A 22,274-nucleotide genomic window follows, 5' to 3' on the forward strand; every position below is an offset into this window, starting at 1 on the left:
GAAATTCCCGACCTGACGCCTCTGCGCAATGTTGCAATGAGGCCCCGCACAATGAGGAGTCCCTTTATGTCGCCAGTGAAGCCGACCGACCTGCTCGGCGCCATCTATGCCCAGTGGATCGAAGAAATTTCGAAGTACCCCGACTTGTCCGTGGGATTGCTGCGCATCATTTTTGATGACTGGCAACGCGCCACGGCGGAGCCGGCGGACGTTACCTACACGCATACATCGCTGGGCGGTGTCCCGGGAATCCTCGTCTCGCCGCTGGGAAGCGATCCTCGGCAAATGCAAATCGTGATGCATGGTGGCGGATTTGCTCTGGGGTCATCCGCCAGCCATCGCAAGCTGGCCGGGCACATCGCCAAGGCCTGCGGCACGATGTCCTTCGTGGCTGATTTTCGCCTCGCCCCAGAGCACAAGTATCCGGCGCAAATCGAGGACGGACTCAGCATCTATCGTGCACTGCTAGCAGATGGCTTTCTTCCGGATGACATCACCCCGGTCGGAGATAGCGCCGGGGGCAACCTCGCGATCAGTATGACGCTTCGGGCCAGGGACCTAGGGCTGCCCCTCCCGCATCAGGTCTTGACGATGTCTCCCTGGCTCAACATGGAAAACAATGGCAGCACCCTTGTCACCAACAACGACACCGACTTTCTGATCGCACCGGAGGGCCTGCAGGCAAACATCGATCGCTACATCGACGGTGCCGCCGATCCCGCAGAACCGGGCGTCAACCCGCTCTATGCGAATTTCTCAGGCTTCCCCCGCCTGTACATATGTGCCGGCGATATTGAGTCCCTCTTCGACGACAGCGCGCGTTTGCACGAACTCGCCCTTGGCGCGGGCGTTGATGTGACGTTTTCGGTCGGCGAGGGTATGCAGCACGTCTTCCCATTCCTCGCCGGCCGTCACCCGCGCGCTGACGAGGAAATCGCCAGGATGGCCGCCTGGTATCTGGCCGGCCGGCCCTCTATCTGACCCTCCACCTTCGCGTCCGATGCCTCGCGCAGCGACCAAACGCAAACTCATGAAAGGAAATCTTATGTCAATTTTAGATACAGGCGTTTTCGGTTCCAGTGCTGGAACCGATTACGACAGCATTGTCATCGGGGCTGGTTTTTCCGGTCTCGCCATCCTGCACCACCTCCGCGAAATCGGTCAGAGCGTGCTCGTCGTCGACGCGGCCTCCGAGGTCGGCGGCACGTGGTGGGAAAACAACTACCCCGGTGTGCGAACTGACAGCGAGTTCAGCTATTACTCGTTCTCATTCTCGAAAGAGGTACGCGAAGAATGGAATTGGACAGAACGCTACCCTTCAGGCAAAGAAGTTCTCGCCTACCTCCAATTCGTCGCCGACCGACTGGATCTCCGCAGGGACATTCAGTTCAACGCCCGCGTGGAATCAGCCATTTACGACGAAACCGGCAACTTCTGGACCGTCAATTTTGTGGACGGTCACTCTCAGACCGCGAAATACTTGGTCTCGGGCATGGGTGTACTTTCCCAAGCCATCTGGCCCAACATTCCGGGTCGGGAGGCGTTCACCGGCCAGCTATACCATGCCTCAAGCTGGCCCCGTGGCGGTGTTGACCTCGCGGGCAAGCGGGTCGGAATCATTGGTCTCGGAGCATCCGGGATTCAAATCGTGCCGACGATTGCACCCTTGGCCGAAGAGCTCGTGGTCTTTCAGCGCACACCGAACTTCATCGTTGAAACGAACAATGAAACGGTCGATGCCGAGTGGATGCAGTTCGTTAAAGACAACTATGACGCCATCTACGCAAAAGCCGCGAACCACCCGTTCGGAGTCGCAATGGAGAAAGCGGAGAAAAGCGCCCTCGAGGTAACGCCGGAGGAACGCGAACGAATATTCCAGGGCAAGTGGAACGAGGGCGGATTTCACTTCGCCAACGAATGTTTCAACGACCTCGCGACGAATCACGAATCGAGCGAACTCGCGTCCGAGTTCATCCGCTCGAAGATTCGCGAAATCGTCACGGACCCAGCAACCGCTGAGTTGCTCTCCCCCAAGGGCTACTCCTTCAACGGCAAGCGAGTGCCCACTGGCCATGGCTACTACGCGACCTACAATCGCGCCAATGTGACCTTGATCGACACTGCCTCGACGCCCATCACCACATTCACGGACAAGGGGCTTAAGGTTGGCGACACCGAATACGAACTCGACGTGATCATCTGCGCAACGGGCTTCGATGCGATGACCGGGACCCTGACCAATATCGACATCGTCGGGCGGGACGGCCTAATCCTGCGGGACAAGTGGAAAAGCGGGCTTCGAAGTAACCTCGGAATCTCCGTCAACGGCTTCCCCAATTTTCTTATGTCGCTCGGACCTCAGACGCCTTACTCCAACCTCCCGGTTCCGATTCAACTCGGTGCCCAGTGGATGGCACGGGCTATTTCCTTCGCAGAAGAGCATGGTATCGAACGGCTAGAGGCCACCCTCGAATCTGAACAGTGGTGGGCCGACGAAGTCGACCGAGCCGGCAAGGCAACGGTCATGTATTCCGAGGGCCGTAAGGCGAAGGCCTGGTTCCTTGGCGACAACGTTGCCGGCAAGGCCGAAGAGTTCATGGTCTACATGGGAGGCGGGCAGGTGTACCAGCAATTCTGTCGAGATGCCGAGGCGAACGGCTATCAGGCATTCGTCGCAACCGAACCGGCCACGGTCTGACTCACGAAAAATGAAATCCACGCGTGTAGCGGTCCGGCCGGGGACGGCCGGACCGCTACACACATACGTCAACCAGTCTCGGTGAACAGAAGCAATTGGAAGAATCAATCATGAACAGACTCGCAAACAAAACAGCTGTCATTACCGGCGCCGCATCCGGCATGGGGCGCGCGACCGCTGAACTTTTCGCGCAGGAAGGCGCGAGCGTCGTGGTTACCGACCTCGACGAAGAACTCGGTAGTCAAGTAGTAGAGGCAATCACACGTGCGGGCGGCCAGGCGCGATTCTGGCAACTAAACGTTGCTCGCGAAGACCATGTTGCCCGGGTCTACCAAGAGATCGGTGCAGAATTCGGCACCATTGACATTCTGGTCAACTGCGCCGGAATCATCGGCGTAGATAAGCCCACCCATGAACTATCTGAAGCGGAGTGGGACTCCCTCTTCGCGGTGGACGTCAAAGGCGTATTCTTTTCCACCAAACACGCCGTTCCCTACATGATTCGCCAAAACGCTGGCTCGATCGTCAACTTTTCTTCCATTTATGGTCTGACTGGAAATGAAGAATTTACGGCCTACCACGTGGCCAAAGGTGCCGTGACGATGCAGACCAAACAGGATGCGGCTGTTTACGGCAAGTACAACATCCGCGTGAACTCTGTGCACCCCAGCACAGTGCTAACTCCTCTGGTGGAAGGCATCGCGAACGCGTTCCCCGGTGGCATCGTTGAATATGAGAAGGTCAACACCGCCAATCAATCGATTCGGCGTTTAGGTGTGCCCCTAGACGTTGCATACGCAGTCTTGTATCTCGCGTCGGATGAATCCACTTGGGTGACCGGCGTCAACCTGCCCATCGACGGTGGATTCATGGCAAGGTAACGTCACTTGCTAGCTGCGGTGGTGCGGGTTGGTGTTGGGAATATGAGCTTTTTTGCTCGTGGACCCGACGGATGAGAAGTCCCCGCTCCCGGACATGCGGCGAGCCATTCGCTAACGACCGACCCACCGCGCGTGAGTTTGATCGTCGCCCGCGCGTCGGTGCGCTTGAGAGGACGTCAAAAAATGCAGCCTCGCAATGTGGACGGCGTTCCGAACATCCTCCATCGACAGACTACTGATGGGCACGCGCCCAACAATCTCGCGCATTGCGAGCCAGACCACCAGTGACTCGCCTGGCTCACCCGGCTTTCCTACACGTACTCTCGCCTGGTTCTCCATCTTCGATTCCAAACTTAACCGTGCACGATTGCTGTGCACATGGGCCGTTATACCTCTCACGAGCCCCTCGAATTGCCGCTGCCGCTCCGCCCGAAGCACCGCAGCTTTCGTACTGCGCACGGCCGCGGCGACGTCGCGGCCGGTCAGCAAATCGACCCGGCGCATCCGCTCTGCGACGATCTCGATAGCTCGGGCGTAGACGACGTCCTCCACCGACACTGGTGGGAGCCCGACGCGCGCTCTCGACGACACGTACGCCTCGGCGAACTCCCGCATGCGGGCGCCGTTCTTGAGCATATGCTCGGTCAGCGACTCGGCGAACACCGTGAACTGCCGTAGATGCTCGGGCCGCGACGGGTCGTTGAAATAGGCGTCGGCGTCGCGCTCGTTGGCCCGGCGCTCGGCCGCAGTCGCCAGGTGGATGCGCTTCGGCGGGAGGCCGGCCCGACTCAGGCTGCGCTTGAGCCGTCGCGCGGCCGCGTTGGCCTCCAGCTCGGACTGGTAGATCTCCGGATCGCTGCGCCGGTTGCGCTGCAGCTCGGCCCGACGCTCCGTGTTGCGCTCGGCCCACTGCCGGGTGATCTGCTTGGTGCGCTCGGGGTCCGCATCCCGCCTGGCCGCGGCCCGGGAGTTCACCTCATCGCGATGAGCCTCGTAGTAGCGGTTGTAGTACTCGCGCACCTTCTCGCGATTCTCCGCCACCCATCGCTGCTGATACTCACGCCGGCGCTCCGGATGCTCCACCCGCCAGCGCTTCGCCCGCTCCCTCCCCCGCGCCCGCACCTCCGCCTCACGATGCCGGCGGGCCGCGGCCCGACGCATCGAATCACGATTGAGCTCCCGGGCTCGGTCGAGATGTTCTGATCGCCAGAGCCGATTCAGCTCGCGGATCCGGTCACGATTCGCCGCCACATACTGGCGCCGCTTCTCCGCCTCGTCAGACGGATGCTCCGCCAGCGCCTTCCGCGCCGCGTCGCCTTCCTCAGATGGGTCGTTCATGATCGTCGCTACGCATCAGACGACGGGGCGAGCTCAATGACGAGAGCCAGCAGCTCGGAGCGATGCGCCGTCGGATTCGTGATTACACGCCCGATTGCGACGCGGAGCCGTTCGGCATCCTCGTTCGCGATCGCGGCCACGGGTTCCAGGCAATACGCGATGTCGTTCTGCAGGTTGGGGCCGTCCTCATCGACCGCGATCTCCGGATAGTAGAACAGCGCTGCCAACGCGGTGCGGCTGAGCAGGTCGTCGAACTGCTCCTGCGGGATCGTCATGGTGAAGCCTCCTGTAGGCGGACGTGTGTGAGCCAATCATGCCGCTACCAGGAGGTACGCCGGCTGAGACGTGGCGTCAGCCGTGTCTCGGCACGAGCACTGGCTCATCGAAGCGCTCGCCGCCGTCAGTGAGCAGCGCCCGCGTCATGCGACGGCGCGCCACGGCTTCACGAGCGCGGACCGCCATCAACTTCAGCAGGCTGATCGGCCCGATAAGAACGAACTTGAGTGCGGTCCACAGAAATAACAGCATGAGCACGTTCAACCATCCGGGCCCGGCGGCGTCGATCTGGGCTCTGCAGTAGATGGCAGCAAGACCATACGGAACGGCGAGCACCATCGCGGGCACGCCCCACTTCAGCCCGCGCCGCGTGTTGATCGCGTCGATCACAATTGCGGTCGGCATGAATCGGCGCATGAAGAAGTAGCTGCGGGCGGTGGCTGCCAGTATGAATTCAAACATGGCGCGGCCTTTCAGTTGTTTGGCAACAAGAACCTGAAGGACTGAAAGTCATACCATCGCAACGAGCCACGGCGCGTTTAAGAGGTTGCCTAAAAGCACTGTAGAACTGGATGTCCTCGGGCGATAGGGGCAGACATTCCAGAGCAGATGCTCCCCCGCTGCAACGGCGCGCGCGGCCGGCGCGGTGCTCAGCGCCGCGGCGCCGCCGGAGTCAACTCGCTCGCCCCATAGCTGTCATCACCGTGGTTGATTGTGACCCTGCGCGGCTCGAGTTCGTCAATCGCCGGAGGAACGCCATCCGCCGACCTGCGGACCGTAGGTGAGGGTTCCCGTGCCGTGGCGCTGTGTCGTGGGGAGAATATCCGCTTCGATGCCGCGCACCAGGATCGAATAGGGCGGTCCTGATCCATCGACACCAGATCCCAGTGCACGCGTTCGTCGATTTCAACGTTCAACCCGTCTTCGGCGACCTGCCACTCGGCGAACCAGACATCGACATCCCCCGGGATCCGGGCTAGGAACGATGTTCTCAGCCTCGACCCGTCCAACGTGCTGACTGCCTCAGGCAGTGCTGACGCGACGCATCCCCATCTCCGCGAGGTGCGGGTCGGCCACTGGACCCGCAGCAAGAAGCCGCCGAGCGCGAATATGTGCTCCCGGATTGTTCATGGTCTCTACAGCCACGATCCACCCGTCGCGGATGCGATTGACGGTCATCTTGCCGGTCGACTCGTCCTGCAGAACGACGTGCGCGGCGTCGGTAGGCCGGGCGACGCCCGCGATCTGGAGATTCCGATCACCCTGGTGACTCCAAAACCAAGGGACTGAACAGTAGCCAGCACCGTCGGCAACTCCGGTCAGGTCCTTCGCGACGAACCTGGCCTGATCGACAGCGTTCTGAACGGATTCCAACCTCGTCGGCATATCAGCATGAAGGTTAGAATGGCGCGCGCAATCCCCGATCGCGCGGATGGCAAGGTCCTTTGTGCGCAAGCGCTCGTCGACGACGATACCGCCGTCGACTACCAACGATGCCTTCTCGGCGAGGCTGACGTTAGGAGTCGCTCCGATTGCCACGACCACCACGTCAGCGGGGATGACGTCGCCTGTGCTCAGGCGCACCCCGGTGACGGCGCCATCCTTCGTCTTGAGCGCTGCAACCTCCACCCGATACCTGATGTTTACACCGTGTCGTTCGTGGTGATCGGCCAGCACCTCGGCAATCGGTGGACTGACCGCGCGCCTGAGGACTTGGTCCGAGCGCTCGAGCACGGTGACAGAGCTGCGAAGGGAGGCAAAGGATGCGATCTCGAGTCCGAGAAAGCCGCCGCCGACGATGACAACATGTCGAGCTTCGGCAAGGGCGTGGCGCAGTTCGACCGCATCGCCGTGCGAGTGCAGCGTCAGGACGCCGCGGGCGTCGGAGCCTGGCACCTCAAGGCGACGTGGCGTTGAGCCGGTCGCCAGAATCAAGACGTTGTAATTGAGGGTGTTGTCGCCAACATCGATCAGCTTCCTGTCGCGATCGATCGCGCGGACCGTGGTGGAGTCGTGGTAGCAAATCCGGTCCCGGTTTAGAAGACTTGTCGCGCGCAGCACGAGATCTTCCTCGGTTTCAGTGCCCGCAAGATACCCCTTGGACAACGGGGGGCGTTGGTACGGCGCTCCGCTCTCAGCTCCGACAAGATGAATCGGCCCGGTCCATCCGTTCTCTCGGAGTGACGCTGCAGCCGTCACGCCGGCTTGGCCTGCGCCGATGACGACTGCCGTACCTTCCAATGCTGCAGCCATCTCACACCTGCCGAGCGGGGAGGCGAACCGTGAGCGATTCGAAATCTTGACCAGCCTTAATCTGGCAGCCCAAGCGGCTACCGGGAAGACGTTCGTCGGCGGTGCACTCAAGCATCTCCTCCTCGTCCTCCGACGGTGCGGGAAGAGCGGGTGCATCGAGAACGTACACGTGGCACGTTGCACACATTGCTTGGCCACCGCACTCGCCCACGATGCCGTCGACCCCGTTTTGGATGGCGGCACGCATCACGCTGGTACCGGCATTGATGTCGACAATATCTTTTGATTCGTCGGGGTGAATATAGGTAATCTTCGGCATGTGGCCTCCTGCTTCGTTGAAGGGGATCAGTGGCGCTCGGAGCTGCAACGACCCGTCCAACAATGGTGCGCCGCGGTCATCCTCATGTAAACCGGGATTTCTCGCAACTCTTACCCGGGTAAACCGGGGTAGGGTGCAGCATGGCCATAACGGAATCCCTCATCAGCGGTGGCACGAGGCGGCCATCCGCCGCGTTCACTCTTCGTCAGGTCGAGTGCTTCCTCGCCATTGCCGAGACCGGGTCCATTTCCGCCGCCGCCATCGTGTTGAACGCCTCCGACTCGGCGGTTTCCGACGCCCTGACGTCAATGGAACGCACTGTCGGTGCGACGCTCTTCAATCGGCGGCGATCGCGAGGGGCAACGTTGACCTCAGACGGGCTGGCGATACTCCCCATCGCTCATAGAATGTTGAGCGAGGCCGAGGAATTGAGTGCCGCCGTAGGTCAGGGCGTGTCCGCCATCACCGGACCCGTACGACTGGGTGCAATCGACACGCTGGCACCTGTCCTGCTTCCGAAACTCATCAGTGCAACTTCGGAACGTCACCCCTCAGTCCACATCGACTTCAAAACCGGGGATCAGGCCTCGCTCCTCAACCTGCTCGTCCAAGGAGATCTGGACCTGCTAATCACGTTCGACATCGACGTGCCTCCGGAGCTGAATCGTCGTTCGTTGTACCAGACTGAGGCATGCATCGTCGTTTCGTCCGACCATCCGCTGGCGCAAAACGAGACAGCCACTCTCGACGATGTCGCTGATGAGCCGATGGTGCTGCTCGACATCTCCTCCAGCCGAGTGCACACTCTCGAGCTCATGTCGACCCGTGCGATCACACCGAAAATCGCATTCCGAACTGACAACTACGAATTGTGCAGATCGCTGGTCGGCCGAGGTTTGGGTTACTCACTACTGATGCGACGCGCAATCGACGCTCAGACCTGGGATGGCGGTCAGGTGGTCTACCTGCCGATTCGACCGCGGCCCAGAAGTGTCAACGCTTTGGTTGCTTGGTCGCCAGGAAGAGTTCCCCCCAGAGTGTCCGCTCTTATTGACATCTGTGCGGAGGTCGGCATCGGTCTGCGAGCTGCGGGGCTCTCGCCCGACTTCCACTAGTAATCCGTGGAACTTCGACGGAGAGTACCGTTTTCGCCGAACGCAGTCGCCGCGCATACTCGCTTAGGGGCTCCGCCGCTTGTGGTGGTGTGCCCGAGACGCAAAGGAGCGTTCATGGCTGTTTCGCTGATTGGACCGATTTCCACTCCCCCGGTGGCAGACTGGATCGACCCGGGGCAACTCTTGGCTGACCCGTACTCTTCCTACGAGCGACTAAGGGAGCTGGGGCCGGTTGTATACGTCCCGCAATTCGGTCGGTACCTCCTTACGACACACCCTGCGGTGGTAGCGGCAGAACAGCAGTCGGAGACGTTTTCGTCCTTCTCCAATACGAACCTGACAATGATGCGCGCACTCGGCGGTCGTCCAATGCTACGCAAAGATGATCCTGAGCACGCCGACGAGCGAAGCGCCATCAATCCCACGCTCCGACCTCGACAAGTGACCAACGTGTGGTCTCCTCATTTTGCCGAAAACGTGGAGAAGTGGATAGATCACCTCCTCGAGGTCGGCCCCGCTGACGCCGACCTCAACCTCGACTTCGCTGCTCCCGTCGCGAGCCAGAACCTGATCGACATCCTCGGCTTTCCAGCCTCGGTCAACGTCGAAGACATGCGACGCTGGTCTACCAACTACATCGCGGGAATCGGAAACATCCTCGACGAACCCGAGATCTGGCGCCGATGCGAAGAAAGTCAGGCCGAAGTCAACGCCGTCCTCGACGAGCTCCTGCCCCGAATGACCAAAGCACCGGATGCCTCAGTCACCTCCCACTTGCTCCAGGTCGGCCTCCCCGACGATGTTGTTCGCGCCAACGTGCACCTGACGATCTCAGGTGGGATGAACGAGCCGCAGCACATGATCACCAGCATGGTGTGGGCCTTGAGCAACCATCCCGACCAGCTCACAGCGCTTCGCACAGGCGACGCCGAATGGGCCGCGGCCTTTGAAGAGACCGTCCGATGGCTCTCCCCTATCGGCATGGTCCCCCGCGAGACGACCTCGGACGTCGACTGGTTCGGCTACACGATCCCGGCGGGAGCGAACGTTGGGCTTCTCCTCGGCTCCGCGAACCGCGACGCAGACGTCTTTGCCAACGCCAACGAGTTCGACATCACTCGAAACGCACGCGGACACCTCGGATTCGGCAGCGGCGTACACATGTGTGCTGGCAGATGGGCAACCAAAGCCGCAGTGGGCGAAATCGCCGTGCCACGGCTCTTCGAACGGATCCCGAATATCCGGATAGACGAGAGCCGGCCCCTGCACTGGGAAGGTTGGGTCTTTCGCGGTATCACCACGCTTCCCGTCACCTGGTAGCGCATCAAACATCGAAAAGCGACGTCACACAAAGGAGTAGGGCGCATGACAACATCACAGAATCTAGGTTTCACCCCCACGGGAACAATTTCAACGCACACCGACCGGCGGCGCGTCGTTTTCGCGACCATCGTCGGTACGACCGTCGAGTGGTACGACTTCTTCGTGTTCGCCGCCGCAGCGGGCCTCGTGTTCGGAGAGCTCTTCTTCCGACCCGCGGGGCCGCAGCTGGCGATCCTGCTGTCGTTCCTCACCGTCGGCATCAGCTTCCTCTTCAGGCCGTTGGGCGCCTTCCTAGCGGGGCACTTCGGCGACAAGTACGGGCGCCGAGGCGTTCTCATGGTGACACTCATCCTGATGGGTTCCGCTACCGCGCTCATCGGGTTGTTGCCCACCTATGACGCCATTGGCGTTGCCGCTCCAATCCTCCTCATCCTGCTCCGGGTTCTCCAGGGCATCTCTGCCGGAGGAGAATGGGGTGGTGCTGCCCTCATGGCCGTTGAGCACTCGCCCAAGACAAAGCGCGGTCTATTCGGCTCGGCACCTCAGATCGGTGTTCCGCTTGGACTGCTCCTCGCCTCTGGCATGATGGCGCTGATGGCAGCGATCGCACCCGGCGACGCGTTCCTCGCCTGGGGGTGGAGGATCCCATTCTTGCTCTCCGTCGTACTCATCGTCATCGGGTACTACATCCGTCGCCGCGTCGAAGAGAGCCCCGTTTTCCGTGAGCTTGCCGAGCGCAAAGAGAAGACGAGGATGCCCATAGTTGTCCTATTCCGCGATCACCTGCTTCTTGTGATCATCGCGGCCCTCGTTTTCGCCGGGAGCAGCGCGGTGGGCTATATGACTACCGGAGGCTACATCCAGAACTACGCAACAAACCCGGAGGGCACCATTGGACACGACCGCGGACCCGTACTTTGGGCAGTCACCGGAGCGTCTGTCGTCTGGCTCCTGACTACCGCCCTCGGGGGTTGGCTGAGCGACAAAATCGGCCGTCGCAGCACGTTCATCATCGGATGGATCGCCCAGGGAATCGGCGTAGCCACATTGTTCCCCCTCGTCAACACGGGGTCCTTCGGCTTGCTCTTCCTAGCGCTGGTGATCCTATCCGTGGGCATCGGAATCACTTATGGCCCGCTGTCAGCCATGTACTCGGAACTCTTTCCCGCAGCCATCCGCTTCTCAGGAGTATCTATTTCCTACGCGCTCGGAGCGATCCTGGGTGGCGCCTTCGCTCCACTGATCGCCACAGCACTGGTGCAGTCGACGGGGTCCACAGACGCGGTCACGTGGTATCTCCTCGGCATGACCACGGTGGGTCTCCTCGCCACGCTACTGCTGCGTGACCGCTCCGGCATACCGCTCGGCCTGGATGACTCGAGTCAACAGAGAACCAGTCCTATTTACGGCATGGCAGCCAAAGGCTGATACCCCTCCTCCGGTCCGGTGGCTTAGTCACGGGATGCGCTGGTTGGCGAGCACCATCAGCTCCGCGCGGATGGCAGCTCCCGCTTCCGCAGCAGGTTCGAAACATGATGCCCCGCTGCTGTTGAGCAGGGCATCGTCATTCTCGGTAATTCACCTTCCACACGCCTTGGGAGTGTAAGGGCCAGAGCGCCGACGAACTCTGGCCCCGCCACCCGAACATCGAATGAATCCCCCGAACACACCCCAGCCAACCAGGCAATAAAGCTAGTTCCTTCAGCGCGGCCCCCTGACATTAACAAGCGACATGCCCACCCGAACGCAGCATTGCTTGTCGCTACCGATCCGTTTGGCCTCCGAGTCTGGCGAATCACCGTGCGAGGGCCACAGAGACTGATCGTTTGCGTGCGTCGTAAGCCTGACTTTCCACAAGCCTCTGCGCCGCCTTGAGCGCGGCACCTGCGCGGGCGGCATCGAGCTTCTGCGCCGCCGACTCCGGTGTTGCTCCAAGTGGCTTCGCACCGACGATGCCGTAGCGATCTCGGTAGGCAGCGATGGTGCATCCGCTTTGGTGCCACGCGGCGGCGGATGCCCCGCGGGGCGCGGGGCTGAGCGCTCGAGTCCAGGGCTCCCCCGCGAGCAGCGCCTAGTCGAGCACGGCGGCCGCTCGCGACTCGATCAGGTCGGCTCGCTCGGCCAATGCCTGGTGCATGGCAGCATCCATCGGCCCGAGCGCACGCGGGAGTAGCCCGGCGACGAGGCGTGGCGCACGCCGCGTGCGACCCGCTCCAGTATCGCGCGAGACAACCGACGCCACTCGAGCTAGAAGTACGGCCGCGATGTCCTGCGCATCCTCGAACCCGCGAGCAGCAACCACCTGCGGCAACAGGCTCGCCACGTCGACATAGTGGGCCTCGGCTCGCCGCAGCTCCGCGATCAACGGGCCGAAAGCATCCGACTCAATCACCGCGTCAGCTTGACCAGGCGAGAGACCGCTCGTTCGCACCACCGAGACCCACCGGTCGTGCTGCGCGGCCGCCGCGAGGGTCTCGTACTCTGCCGCGAGCTGTGCCACCGAACCCCACGCATCCTGCTCGGCCGCCAGAGTCTCGTGCGCCGACAGCTCGGCGCCGACGTGCTGCAGAATGCCACACAGGACGCTGCGCGCCGTCACGTCCGCAGCGTCGCCCGGCCGCGGACCGACATGGGCGGCATCGGGCCGGTCGACGGCGACGTAGGCGGTGTTCGCCTCGCGTCCCCGCGTCATCGCGACGTACAGGTTCTCGCGCGGCATACTCGGCGCGACAACGACGTGCGCGGTGTCAGTCGTGATGCCCTGCGCCCGGTGCGAGGTGACCGCATAGCCCAGCTCGACGTGCTGAGCGACGTACGACGCAGGAAGCAGCACCGTGCTCCCCCACCGCCGACCCTGCCGTTGCACCTCGACCGAACCGTTCCGCTGCACGCCGATAACGTTCCACCGGTCCCCGTTGCGCACCCAACTGCGAGACGCATACAGCCGCCGATCGTTCCGCCTGGTGATGACCGTGTCGCCGACGGCGGCGCGGGTTCCGTCGTGCAGGGCGACTTCGTGCAGCGCGTCCACCCGGCCCTCCAGAATCAGCTCGGTGCGGGCGCGCACGTTCAGCGCCGCGACGGCTTCGTTCGAGTCGCTGATCAGCACGGTCGACTTACCCGAGCGGATGTCCGCCCGCCACGCCTCGTAGGCAGCATCCGCCATCGCCTCCGTACTGCCGTCACGCAGGCGGTCGTGCGCGGCATACCGGTCGATCACGTCGGCGTTGCCCTGGCGCAGCCCGAGGGATGCCGTCTTCTCCCACTCGTGTACAAAGCGGTGCACGTCGATGAGTTCGGGAGCATCCGCTCGATCGTGCACGAGCAGCGAAAAAGCGCCGCCGGCGTCGACCGACTGCAGCTGGGCGTAGTCACCGACCAGCAGCACCTTCGCGCCGGCCGAAGCAGCCAACGCGGTCACCCGATCCAGCGGCATTGTGCCCGCCAAGGAAGCTTCGTCGATGATCACGAGCTGCCCGGCCCGAAACGACGAACCCTGGTCGACATGGGACTGCCACCACTTCGCCAGGTTCTCTGTCGCAATCCCGAGATCCGTGGCCAGTACCGTCGCGGCGGCGGCCGAGGGAGCCAGCCCGACGACCGACCCTGCCCCGTACGCTGATTCCCAGGCCCGCCGAAGCGCGTTCATCGCCGTCGTCTTGCCGGCGCCGGCCGGTCCCACCAGAACATCGATGACGCGACCCGAACCAGCGACAGACGAGAGCGCCGCGAGCTGGTCGTCGGCGAGCCGCCCACCACCCGGCAACCGCGAAAAGGCAGCCGAACCGAGCGCCACGCGTGGTGAAGTCAAAAGCGCAGCACGCTCCAGCAACCGAGACTCAGCGTCGAGCAGCTCCGTCGACGTAAACACGACGGAATGCTTCGGGCGAAACACCGACGTCCCGTCATCGCGTTGAAACTCCACAGGACTCGAGGCGAGCTCTGGTGGCGTGAGGCGCAGGGACGCGCGCGCGGCAGCATCCACTATGAGGCCGACGACGGCTTCCCGATCGGATGCCGACGCGAAACGGTACGGCATCGTTTGGCGCGCGGCCTCGGCGGTGAGATTCCAGTGCCGCCAGGTGGCGCGCTTCTCGCTGACGGCCGTCATCACGCTCATCCCGAGCGCATCCAAAGACTCGCGCGACAGATCCTCAGCACGCAGTAACACCGGAGACAACTCGGCAACCATCAACAGGTCGTGCCCGAGCACGCGTGCAGCACGTTCGCGCCACGCCGCCGTAAGATCCGCCAGCGAGTGCACCTGCTTCGCCGGACGCGTGGCGAGCGTAGCCTGCGCACGCAGCTTCATGATCGTCACCGGCTTCGGACGCCGCCCGTGGCGGACCACGTACGCCTCGATCAGCCGGTCGGTCTCGATATCGATGTGTTGGGACCGCGACGAGAATTCCGCGACGAGCGCTTCGGGAACAATGCTGATCGCCCATGCGGCGTGGCGATCTCGCGCCCGCTCCCGTCTCTGCCACTGCACGCCGAGCGATCGCGTGAGCTCGTCGGCAAACAGGGATTCGTGCAGTTCCGACAGCGCCACCACGGCCTCGTGCATCGGCCGGCCGTCGAGGGAGCGCCACTTACCGTCGAGCACGGTCTGCACCTTGTTGCTGATGACCACGTGCGTGTGCAGGTGCGGGTCACCGGCCCGGCTGTCGAAATGATCGAACGCCGTCGCGATCAGGCCGGTCACATCCACCTGCGCCACCGCGCCACCCTGCGCCGTCGTGCCAGTGCGCGTCGCCGCGACCTCGCGCTCCATGTACGCCAGCACCTCGGCCACCGCCGCATTGTGCGCCGCCGCGATGCGCTCCTGCGTGGCCGCGTCGCCCACACCCCAGAGGATGCTCGCCGACTTCGGAATCGAAAACGTGAAGTCGTAACCGGCAACAGCCCGCCGCCGCTTTGCCTCCGGTTCTTCCAGAGCGGATGCCGCGGCCCGCTCGGTAGGACCGCCACCGTCATCGCGTGGCCCGTCCAGGGCGCGGTCGGCGGCAGTGCGATAAACCGGGTATGCGCGACCAAGAGGTTCGCCGGTTACCGGGTCTCGCCCCAATCCGATAAGGAGCTGTAGCTGTGCCTCGCTGACGACGCCTCCTTCAACGATGTGTTCCCCGCCGAGGCCTCGGAGTCCACCGCCCATCCATCGGCCCGGCGGTGTGCCTTCCTCGGTGTAGTAGCGAGTGAGCGGGGTCGACAGGAGGGGTTTGCCGTCACCGGCGGCGACCGTGCGCAGCAGGTATTTGTACCCGTCGCCGGCGCTCATCACCCGCATCGACACCGTCACCGGTTGCACCTCCGTCATCGTGACGAAGGTGCGCACCGACCCACAGGAGGATTGGCGAATTCCCTTAGTTACTTCCACACCAGGCTCAGCCAAGACGGCTCAGATTTCTCACGAACGATCGGTCAAACCGCGCCTATGGAGCTATTTCCGTCGTTTAGACCTCCGTGCACACGTTCCCGTATGAAGGATGACCGAACAAGTCCCGTAGTCCTGACGGAAGGTCTGCTCGCCCTTGCGGCAGATGATGGTGCCGGCCAGAGGGATGAAGGGCACGGGGCTAGCGATCTTACGTGCTTCTCCCCCGAGTCCTGGTCATAGGAGTAAAAGATCCCGCTTGCGTACGAAGCAGGAGGAGGCTCGCTCCTAAAGCACTCGGCTGTGATCGTCTCGCTCACGATAGTCAGAACGAGCAGGGCGCTCGTAATCGTCTGAATGTCAGCGCGTGAGACCGGGACAGATCCCGGGCCGTTGTTCTCAATCCCCGGGGTCATTCTCGGTCCTCACTGTCTGCTGTACCTGCCGAACCGAGGCCACGATCCACGTTCATCGCGAGAACCACCGCGCCGCTCTCAACGAGCAGGCGCCCCGATTTCTGGCCGAAGTTCACAATCGAGCCGTCGGCGAAATGAACCGCGAGGACCACGGACATTTCGATCTCGCCACCGGCTTGCAGCTGCTCGACCATCGCCCGGTGAAGCCTCCGGCTCGTGGCGACGACGCTCGCGATTGCCTCGGGGCGTCAATGCGACCACGGTCCTCAGCCGACTGAGGGAGCGAGGCATAGACACGCGCGACCCTCATGGCAACAAGGTGGACAAGCGCGGCATTGCTCCGTGTCATGACTTGCCGTCGTTGACCTTCTTGAGGTTTTGAAGCTCAGTCCAGTGTTGCTCCAGGCCGGTGAGGGTAGGACTGACCCCCAGCGTCACAAGCGGTTGGGAATGCCCATCAATGTACCGACAGGCAACCTCGAACATTTCCGCTACCTTAGGACCGATCTCGTCGAGTTTGCTACCGTCGATGCTCGGGAGGGTGGTCATCTGAACGTTCGCGCGATAGCGCTTGGTGACACCCTTCAGCAGCTCTTCTTCGGTGAAGACTTCGCACCACGCCCGAATATGGCTGTATGCCATCCGCACAAGCGCATCTCGTACTTCGCCCTCCTGGGCCTTCGCATTTTGAATCGAAGCATTAATTCGTCCTCGGATTGCGCTTAGCGAGTCCGTGCGCAAACCAGTTGCTCGGGTGACTTGTCCTTTGCCGCTTTCGTCCGTGATTTGGAAGAGCGAACAGCGTTTCGATTTCTCGGAGAGATTTAAGAGCGTCGTGGCGAAAAGGATGTCGTGGGTGAATACGATGACCTGAATGCTGTCGGCCAACTGAGCAATCCGCTGAGCGACCTCGTTGACGCGACGGTGGTCAAGGCTCGACACCGGATCATCGAAAATCACCGGCGCTGTAATGCCCGCAAGTCGCGCCTCGGCCAAGAAGTCAGCTAGGGCCAGCACCTTCTGTTCACCTTCAGAGAGCACCTTCGACGGTTTGTGCTTACCGGTCATAACTTTACGACGCTGGGCCTTGCCGTCCCGTCCGACGAATTGCAACTTCATCGGCGGTGTCCTGAGCGCTTCGCACTCTTCAAGAAACAGCGCGTCGAAGCTCAGGTTGATTAGGTTGTTGCTGGCGGTCTTGGAGAGTTCTGTGATTGCTCTGGCCATTTGCGGCATCGGTTTTTTGAGGGTGCGAAGCCGGTCTGCTTCCTTGGCGCTCTTGACCTGAGTTTCAATCAGTGGCCAGGACTTGCCGAGCTCGACTGCGTCCTTGAGCTCCAATAGCTCCGTCTGCTTATCGTCGAGGACCTTTACGCGATTCTGCTGCTGGTTCTCAAGCTCGGAGATGCTCATGCCAGCGGTCGTCAAAGCACTAGAGACCGTGCTTTTCGCTGGAGTGATCAGGTCTGTGATTTTGATGTCGGCTGTCTGACTGTCGGCGAGGGCAGCGGCTATCGCGCTCCGAGTGTTCTCGATTACCTCGACCTGCGCGAAATATGAAGGGCGGTCGGCCTCGTCGGAGTCCTTGTGCTCCTCCATGAACGCGGTCATGTCGTTGCCCTGGATACTGGAGATATGACGATTGAAAGCAGTCAGCGCGGTATCTGTGGTGCGGATGTCCGCCGAGATCTTGTCTTCGAGGTAGGTCGAGTAGCGAGTGAGAAGATCTCGCGCGGGGTCGAGTAACGGTTGACGACAATAAAGGCATCGATCCGCGTCGTGCACTCCGAGAGCTACAAGATGCTGGCGATAGGTATCGCCTCCCTCAATGAAGTCGTTCCATGTGTCGTCTGGGTCAGCGGGCAGATCAGCAGCCGCGAATAGTTCGCTGCGGAACGTCTCGTAGTCAGTCCCAAGTTGTATCCGTGTGACCCGAGCCGCGTTGTACGCTGCCTGGTCGAAGGCGGACAGGGCGTCAGCTGCAGCCACTGCCTGGGCCAATACACGCTGCTGGCTTTTGAGGGCCGTGATCTGAGTGCCCATCGTATTGGCGCGTAGAGCCGCGACCGCTTGGGTAAGCGAATCGAGCTCAGCGTCGATGCCCTTGCCAGCCTTGGTCTTCGATTTGAGATCGACCAGATCGGAGGATGCGCCGAGTGCCTCGATTAGCGGATAGATCATTGAACCGCGCTGGAACCGAGAGAGCAGCCCTGTACTCCCGGAGCTCAGCTCAGCAATAGTGGAATCGACGTGACCTGTGACCGCTTGGATCGCCACAGTGACGTGCTTGAAAAGTGCCAGCGCGACCGGGACATATACGTAGTCAAGGTCTTCATCGACGTGCGCCGTGACAGCGGGGCTATCGAAGATCGACATTCTCGTGAATGGTGAAACCCCTCGGTCACCGGCCCAGGCGAGGGTCTGCGCTTGGTCGCCAAGTGTGAACTCGAGCTTTGCACTCTGTTCCTCGACGGCGTCCGCTTCGATATCTCCGAGGATCGTGTCGGCAGTGCGGCTGTTCGCGAGCGCCTTGAAGACGCGAGAGTAACCGGTCTTGCCGGTACCGTTCTCACCGTACAAAATTGTCAAGCCCTCATGAGGCTCGATCACCGATCCAGATACCAGCGCATTGATGCCGTGAACCTCAGAGATTCGAGTCAGGGTCAGCGGCGGCGCTGACTCGTCCTGACGGGCTTCGATGTTGAGCTGAGGGACGACTGGCAGTTCACGCTCGTCGAGGGCCTTTTCCTGGCGAAATAGCTGATATGCCTTCTCAGCCGTTGACTCGCCGACAGGACGCGCGGTCGCAATGACCTCGGCTACGAGTAGGCGCACCCACTCATCCTTGGCATTCGCCCAGTCAGCGAGGAGTGCCCTCGGGTCGAGAAGCTCAGCGACCGCTGGCTCCACTAATCCGGATTCACCGTCTGGGTCGACGGTCGTCATTGTCACTTCACCGCTCATGTCGTGTTGCCTCACTTACTTCTTTTGTCGGCCGACTCTTGAATTGTGGATATCCGGAGAGCACCAAGCAACTTCGCGTGAAGAGCGGTAAGCACCGCGACTCCTGCAGCACTGGGCGTGGAACGCTGGTTCTCGACCAGCCAGTTGGCAACCGCAACCTTGGACGGAACCTTCAAGCCTTTGTCTCTAATCCAGCCATACATCCACTTCGCAACCGAGCCGCCATCCAGGACGGGAATAGACGGAACCTCGGGCAAGTCGCTCACGGCGACGTCCGGATTGCATTCCGGCAGCAGCGCGGCGATAGCTGCGCGATAGTCCTCCTGGGCAAGCAGGTTCTCAATTCCCGGTACACCGAGATCCGCGATAAGTCTCTCTGGAACGCCAGCCTCCGTGAGCGCCGTCTTCAAGTTCGCCCCACCGTCGTCACCGTCGACCATGTATGCGACGTGAGCCGCTTCGAGGTCCAGCTTCGGCAAGAAATCGTTCGGCACCTCCGACAATCCTGGTGCCACTTGGTACGGCAGATCAGTCTTGCCAGTCGCAGCTCGTATCAACGTTGGTAGAAGGATCATCTCGGTCGCGCCCTCAGCCAACACGACGAAACGTGCAGGGGTGAAGGCCGCCGCCGCCGCACCCATCGCAAGCATTAGAGGCGAGAAACCCGCCCCACTTTGCCAAAAACTGTTCCTTACGTCGCTGACCTGAAAATTGTCCTTACGCGGTACGACGACACGGATTCCAGTACCAAGGTCAGGTGGTAGACATGCGGGACTATGTGTCGTGTAGATAACTTTGACCGCATGTTCCTGCGTGACGAACATATTTACCAGATCGGCCTGCGCATCGATATGCAGGTGGTTCTCCGCCTCGTCGATGAGGAGGATCGGTAAGCGACCAGAACCATGCACCTTCAAAAATGCGATCAATGCGACGAACATCCTTAGGCCCGCGCTTCGCTCGTCAAAAACAGTGACGTTGTCACCATCCTCCATCAGCTCGATACGCAGTTGGTCACCATCCAGATCGAAGTGAACTGACAGATTCGATTGTTTCCACGCCCTTTCAAAAATCGTGTCCATGCGACTGTTGGCCTGCACGATTGCCGACCGTCGACGGGCAATATCTCCCGTCCGCACGAAATGAAGAAGCTGGGTGAGATCGAGCGACGCCGTACCGGCCAAGTTCTCGAGCGCGGCTGGCGGTTCATTAGCGAGTGCATCGTTAAACGTGTACGCGGACTGAATTGAGCGGTCCGCCTCGTTGAACATGATGAAGTCAGGTGCGCGCTGCCAGAGCCGATCGCGTGCAATTGCAGCGGGGTCTTCTCGCTCCGCCCAGACGACGATCGTGCCGTATGCCTCGCGAAGCTGCTTAGATTCAGCGTCATCGAGCGTTGCTGTTTGTAATGACCGCGTAGTCTCGACTATCTCCTCCGAAAGGACGCTCCCCGGTTCAGTGATGGCGGCATCGATCGCTTCGATGGTCGCCTGGAGTTCTTTCCGATAGTCACGCGGCGCATCTGACTCCGGATCGGCATACGTTGTGTTGGGGTCGATCCACTTGTCGAGAGACGTGTTTGTAAATGAGGCGCGCAAACATTCTGCCGCGTCCTGGAGCGCCTTAACTGACTTCACTGGATGGGGAGATAGGTCGACTATGAGATTGTCGCCGGCAGCTGATCGTGCGATTGAGGCACGAGTAGGCGGTTCAAATAAGTCAAGATCGGCGAGTGCCCTTTTGTCGGCGTCATCAACGACGTAGTCGAAAGTGGTGACACGGGTCTGATCAGATACCTCTGCACCACGTGAGCGCTGGGGCACCGGCACAGCCTCACCGCGATTTACATGTCCGAGCGCCTTCAAGAGCGTTGTCTTTCCGGCCTCATTCGGACCGACAATGGCGATGACCTTCGCATCGAGGTTGATCTTGGAGTCGACAATGCGACCGTAACCACGGATGCGGGCAGAAATAAGCCTCATTATTCTCGGCCCCCTATTAATCCCAGCTCGATAAGAGCATCGAGCTTCTGGATCACGCGCGACTCGTTCCCATCTTTGAACCCCCCTTGTTATGAAGATAGGGCATCACCCAAGCTCTTCAAACCAGCATCAGTCACAAGTCCATTCGCGATGAGCGCGTGAGCGTGTTCTACAGTGCGTTTTGATGATGTTCAATCGTCTTCCGAGAGGTGAACTGCTAAAGGTACGACACGTGGGCGGCATCCACGACGAGGCCGATGACCGCTTCGCGATCCGACGCCGACAGCCGCAGCGAATCGCTGTTGCGCCAGCTGGCGTGCCGCCTCCGCGGCGAGGTTCCAATGGCGCCAGGTCGCACGCTTCTCGCACACCGCCCTCATCATCACTCTCGACCCGATCTCATCGAGCGCCTCGCGCGGCATGTCCTCGGCACGCAGCACGAGTGCCGGCGATGTTGTGGCTGCCGTGGTCACCCACTTCGTCGCGGGCGCACCGAGCACTCGCTCCACTCGTTCGCGCCGGGCCGCGGTGAGTTCGGCAAGGGACCGGAGACGAGGCCTGGCAGACCGCTTCCCATCCATCGACCTGGCGGCGCGCCCTTCGCACTGTAGTAAGGGGTTTAGGGCGTGGAGAGCGAACGCTGCCCGTCGCCGGCAGCGACGGTGCGCAGCAAGTATTTGTATCCGTCGCGGCGCTCATCACCCGCATCGACACCGTAACCACGGCCTCCTCCGCTTTCACGTAGAAGGTGTGCCGCCTCGATCTGCAAGAGGCGTGGGATCCAAAATTTGGGACTTCTTTGACTCCGGACTCAGCCTGTTCGAGCAAGGTCCGGGGGGCGATAAGTCGCTGCTAGACGTGGCGGTCATGGAGAAGAGCCTGCCGCAGTCCGGTGAAGATCATGGGGCTCTTGAAAGGCCACGGCGCGCCGTGTCCGTGGGCGCGGGTCATTGCGAGGTGGCACGTTGAAGGTCAATAAGCTTGACCCATCCAATGCCGGTGGAAGTTGCACAGTGCCGCTCCAAAAAAGAAGGAATCGCCCAGTGAAGCTGAACCTCAAGGCAGTCGAAGAACGCGTCGCCCCAATGGGCAGTCGGGAGGCCTACGACCGTGAGTTCATTTTCGAGTTGCTCCTCGCCTATGGCCGTTCGCAGAGTAATATAACGCGACTCCGAAACGGTTCGCTTAACGTCGCCGAGGACAAGACACACGACGTTGCTCAGAAGAACTGGCCTGCCGCGGGTATTTCGGACAGCGGAATTAGTGGATTCTTCTACGCTGCCAATGCTGGCTGTTGATAACCGTAGTGGACTTCATTCGGCCTTCGGTAACCGA

Annotated in this window: 15 protein-coding genes and 3 pseudogenes; 8 read left to right on the top strand and 10 right to left on the bottom strand. The window is 61.3% G+C overall.

What is annotated here, in order from left to right; translation table 11 throughout:
• The first annotated feature begins 66 nt into the window (after positions 1–66).
• The 3 genes from E3T41_RS10400 to E3T41_RS10410 all read left to right on the top strand — a co-directional run bounded on the left by E3T41_RS10400 (position 67) and on the right by E3T41_RS10410 (position 3,579).
• The gene (locus E3T41_RS10400) at positions 67–981 is read left to right on the top strand and encodes an alpha/beta hydrolase (protein ID WP_241991119.1); all 915 of its coding nucleotides are present in this window, start codon (positions 67–69) and stop codon (positions 979–981) included.
• A 64-nt stretch (positions 982–1,045) separates the two neighbouring features.
• Positions 1,046–2,698, top strand: a complete 1,653-nt coding sequence (locus E3T41_RS10405) for an NAD(P)/FAD-dependent oxidoreductase (protein WP_134478477.1) — start codon at positions 1,046–1,048, stop codon at positions 2,696–2,698.
• A gap of 110 nt (positions 2,699–2,808) precedes the next feature.
• Positions 2,809–3,579, top strand: coding sequence for an SDR family NAD(P)-dependent oxidoreductase (locus E3T41_RS10410; RefSeq protein ID WP_134478479.1), 771 nt, complete (start codon positions 2,809–2,811; stop codon positions 3,577–3,579).
• A gap of 111 nt (positions 3,580–3,690) precedes the next feature.
• Here E3T41_RS10410 and E3T41_RS10415 read toward each other — a convergent pair whose 3' ends face one another.
• The 5 genes from E3T41_RS10415 to E3T41_RS10440 all read right to left on the bottom strand — a co-directional run bounded on the left by E3T41_RS10415 (position 3,691) and on the right by E3T41_RS10440 (position 7,765).
• Positions 3,691–4,917 (bottom strand): hypothetical protein, encoded by a 1,227-nt coding sequence (locus tag E3T41_RS10415; protein WP_134478480.1) that lies wholly within the window; start codon positions 4,915–4,917, stop codon positions 3,691–3,693.
• A gap of 8 nt (positions 4,918–4,925) precedes the next feature.
• Positions 4,926–5,192: a hypothetical protein gene (locus tag E3T41_RS10420; protein ID WP_134478482.1), complete on the bottom strand. Its 267-nt coding sequence runs from the start codon at positions 5,190–5,192 to the stop codon at positions 4,926–4,928.
• Positions 5,193–5,268: 76 nt separating this feature from the next.
• A complete protein-coding gene (locus E3T41_RS10425) occupies positions 5,269–5,655 on the bottom strand; it encodes a sulfate permease (RefSeq protein WP_134478484.1) in 387 nt (128 codons plus the stop codon).
• 561 nt (positions 5,656–6,216) lie between these two features.
• On the bottom strand, positions 6,217–7,446 hold the full coding sequence (locus E3T41_RS10435) for an NAD(P)/FAD-dependent oxidoreductase (protein WP_134478486.1): 1,230 nt from the start codon (positions 7,444–7,446) through the stop codon (positions 6,217–6,219).
• Position 7,447: 1 nt separating this feature from the next.
• Positions 7,448–7,765, bottom strand: coding sequence for a 2Fe-2S iron-sulfur cluster-binding protein (locus tag E3T41_RS10440; RefSeq protein WP_134478488.1), 318 nt, complete (start codon positions 7,763–7,765; stop codon positions 7,448–7,450).
• A 140-nt stretch (positions 7,766–7,905) separates the two neighbouring features.
• Here E3T41_RS10440 and E3T41_RS19020 point away from each other — a divergent pair.
• From E3T41_RS19020 to E3T41_RS10455, 4 genes and pseudogenes are all read left to right on the top strand, one after another.
• Positions 7,906–8,133: pseudogene (locus E3T41_RS19020) on the top strand (LysR family transcriptional regulator); the annotation flags it as partial.
• Positions 8,134–8,172: 39 nt separating this feature from the next.
• On the top strand, positions 8,173–8,880 hold the full coding sequence (locus E3T41_RS10445) for a LysR substrate-binding domain-containing protein (RefSeq protein WP_241991120.1): 708 nt from the start codon (positions 8,173–8,175) through the stop codon (positions 8,878–8,880).
• Positions 8,881–8,994: 114 nt separating this feature from the next.
• On the top strand, positions 8,995–10,200 hold the full coding sequence (locus E3T41_RS10450; RefSeq protein ID WP_198416408.1) for a cytochrome P450: 1,206 nt from the start codon (positions 8,995–8,997) through the stop codon (positions 10,198–10,200).
• Between the two features lie 45 nt (positions 10,201–10,245).
• On the top strand, positions 10,246–11,631 hold the full coding sequence (locus E3T41_RS10455) for an MFS transporter (RefSeq protein ID WP_134478492.1): 1,386 nt from the start codon (positions 10,246–10,248) through the stop codon (positions 11,629–11,631).
• A 367-nt stretch (positions 11,632–11,998) separates the two neighbouring features.
• Here E3T41_RS10455 and mobF read toward each other — a convergent pair.
• The 5 genes and pseudogenes from mobF to E3T41_RS19025 all read right to left on the bottom strand — a co-directional run.
• Positions 11,999–15,490, bottom strand: a pseudogene (mobF, locus tag E3T41_RS10460) (MobF family relaxase).
• 499 nt (positions 15,491–15,989) lie between these two features.
• Positions 15,990–16,187 (bottom strand): hypothetical protein, encoded by a 198-nt coding sequence (locus E3T41_RS17940; protein WP_166791541.1) that lies wholly within the window; start codon positions 16,185–16,187, stop codon positions 15,990–15,992.
• 151 nt (positions 16,188–16,338) lie between these two features.
• On the bottom strand, positions 16,339–18,957 hold the full coding sequence (locus tag E3T41_RS10470; RefSeq protein ID WP_241991121.1) for an AAA family ATPase: 2,619 nt from the start codon (positions 18,955–18,957) through the stop codon (positions 16,339–16,341).
• Positions 18,958–18,968: 11 nt separating this feature from the next.
• Positions 18,969–20,939 (bottom strand): AAA family ATPase, encoded by a 1,971-nt coding sequence (locus tag E3T41_RS10475; protein WP_134478496.1) that lies wholly within the window; start codon positions 20,937–20,939, stop codon positions 18,969–18,971.
• A 538-nt stretch (positions 20,940–21,477) separates the two neighbouring features.
• Positions 21,478–21,647, bottom strand: a pseudogene (locus tag E3T41_RS19025) (relaxase domain-containing protein); the annotation flags it as partial.
• A 335-nt stretch (positions 21,648–21,982) separates the two neighbouring features.
• Here E3T41_RS19025 and E3T41_RS10480 point away from each other — a divergent pair.
• Positions 21,983–22,237: a hypothetical protein gene (locus E3T41_RS10480; RefSeq protein ID WP_198416409.1), complete on the top strand. Its 255-nt coding sequence runs from the start codon at positions 21,983–21,985 to the stop codon at positions 22,235–22,237.
• Positions 22,238–22,274 lie beyond the last annotated feature (37 nt).

This window comes from Cryobacterium sp. Hh38 (assembly GCF_004403235.1).
Lineage (GTDB): Bacteria > Actinomycetota > Actinomycetes > Actinomycetales > Microbacteriaceae > Cryobacterium > Cryobacterium levicorallinum.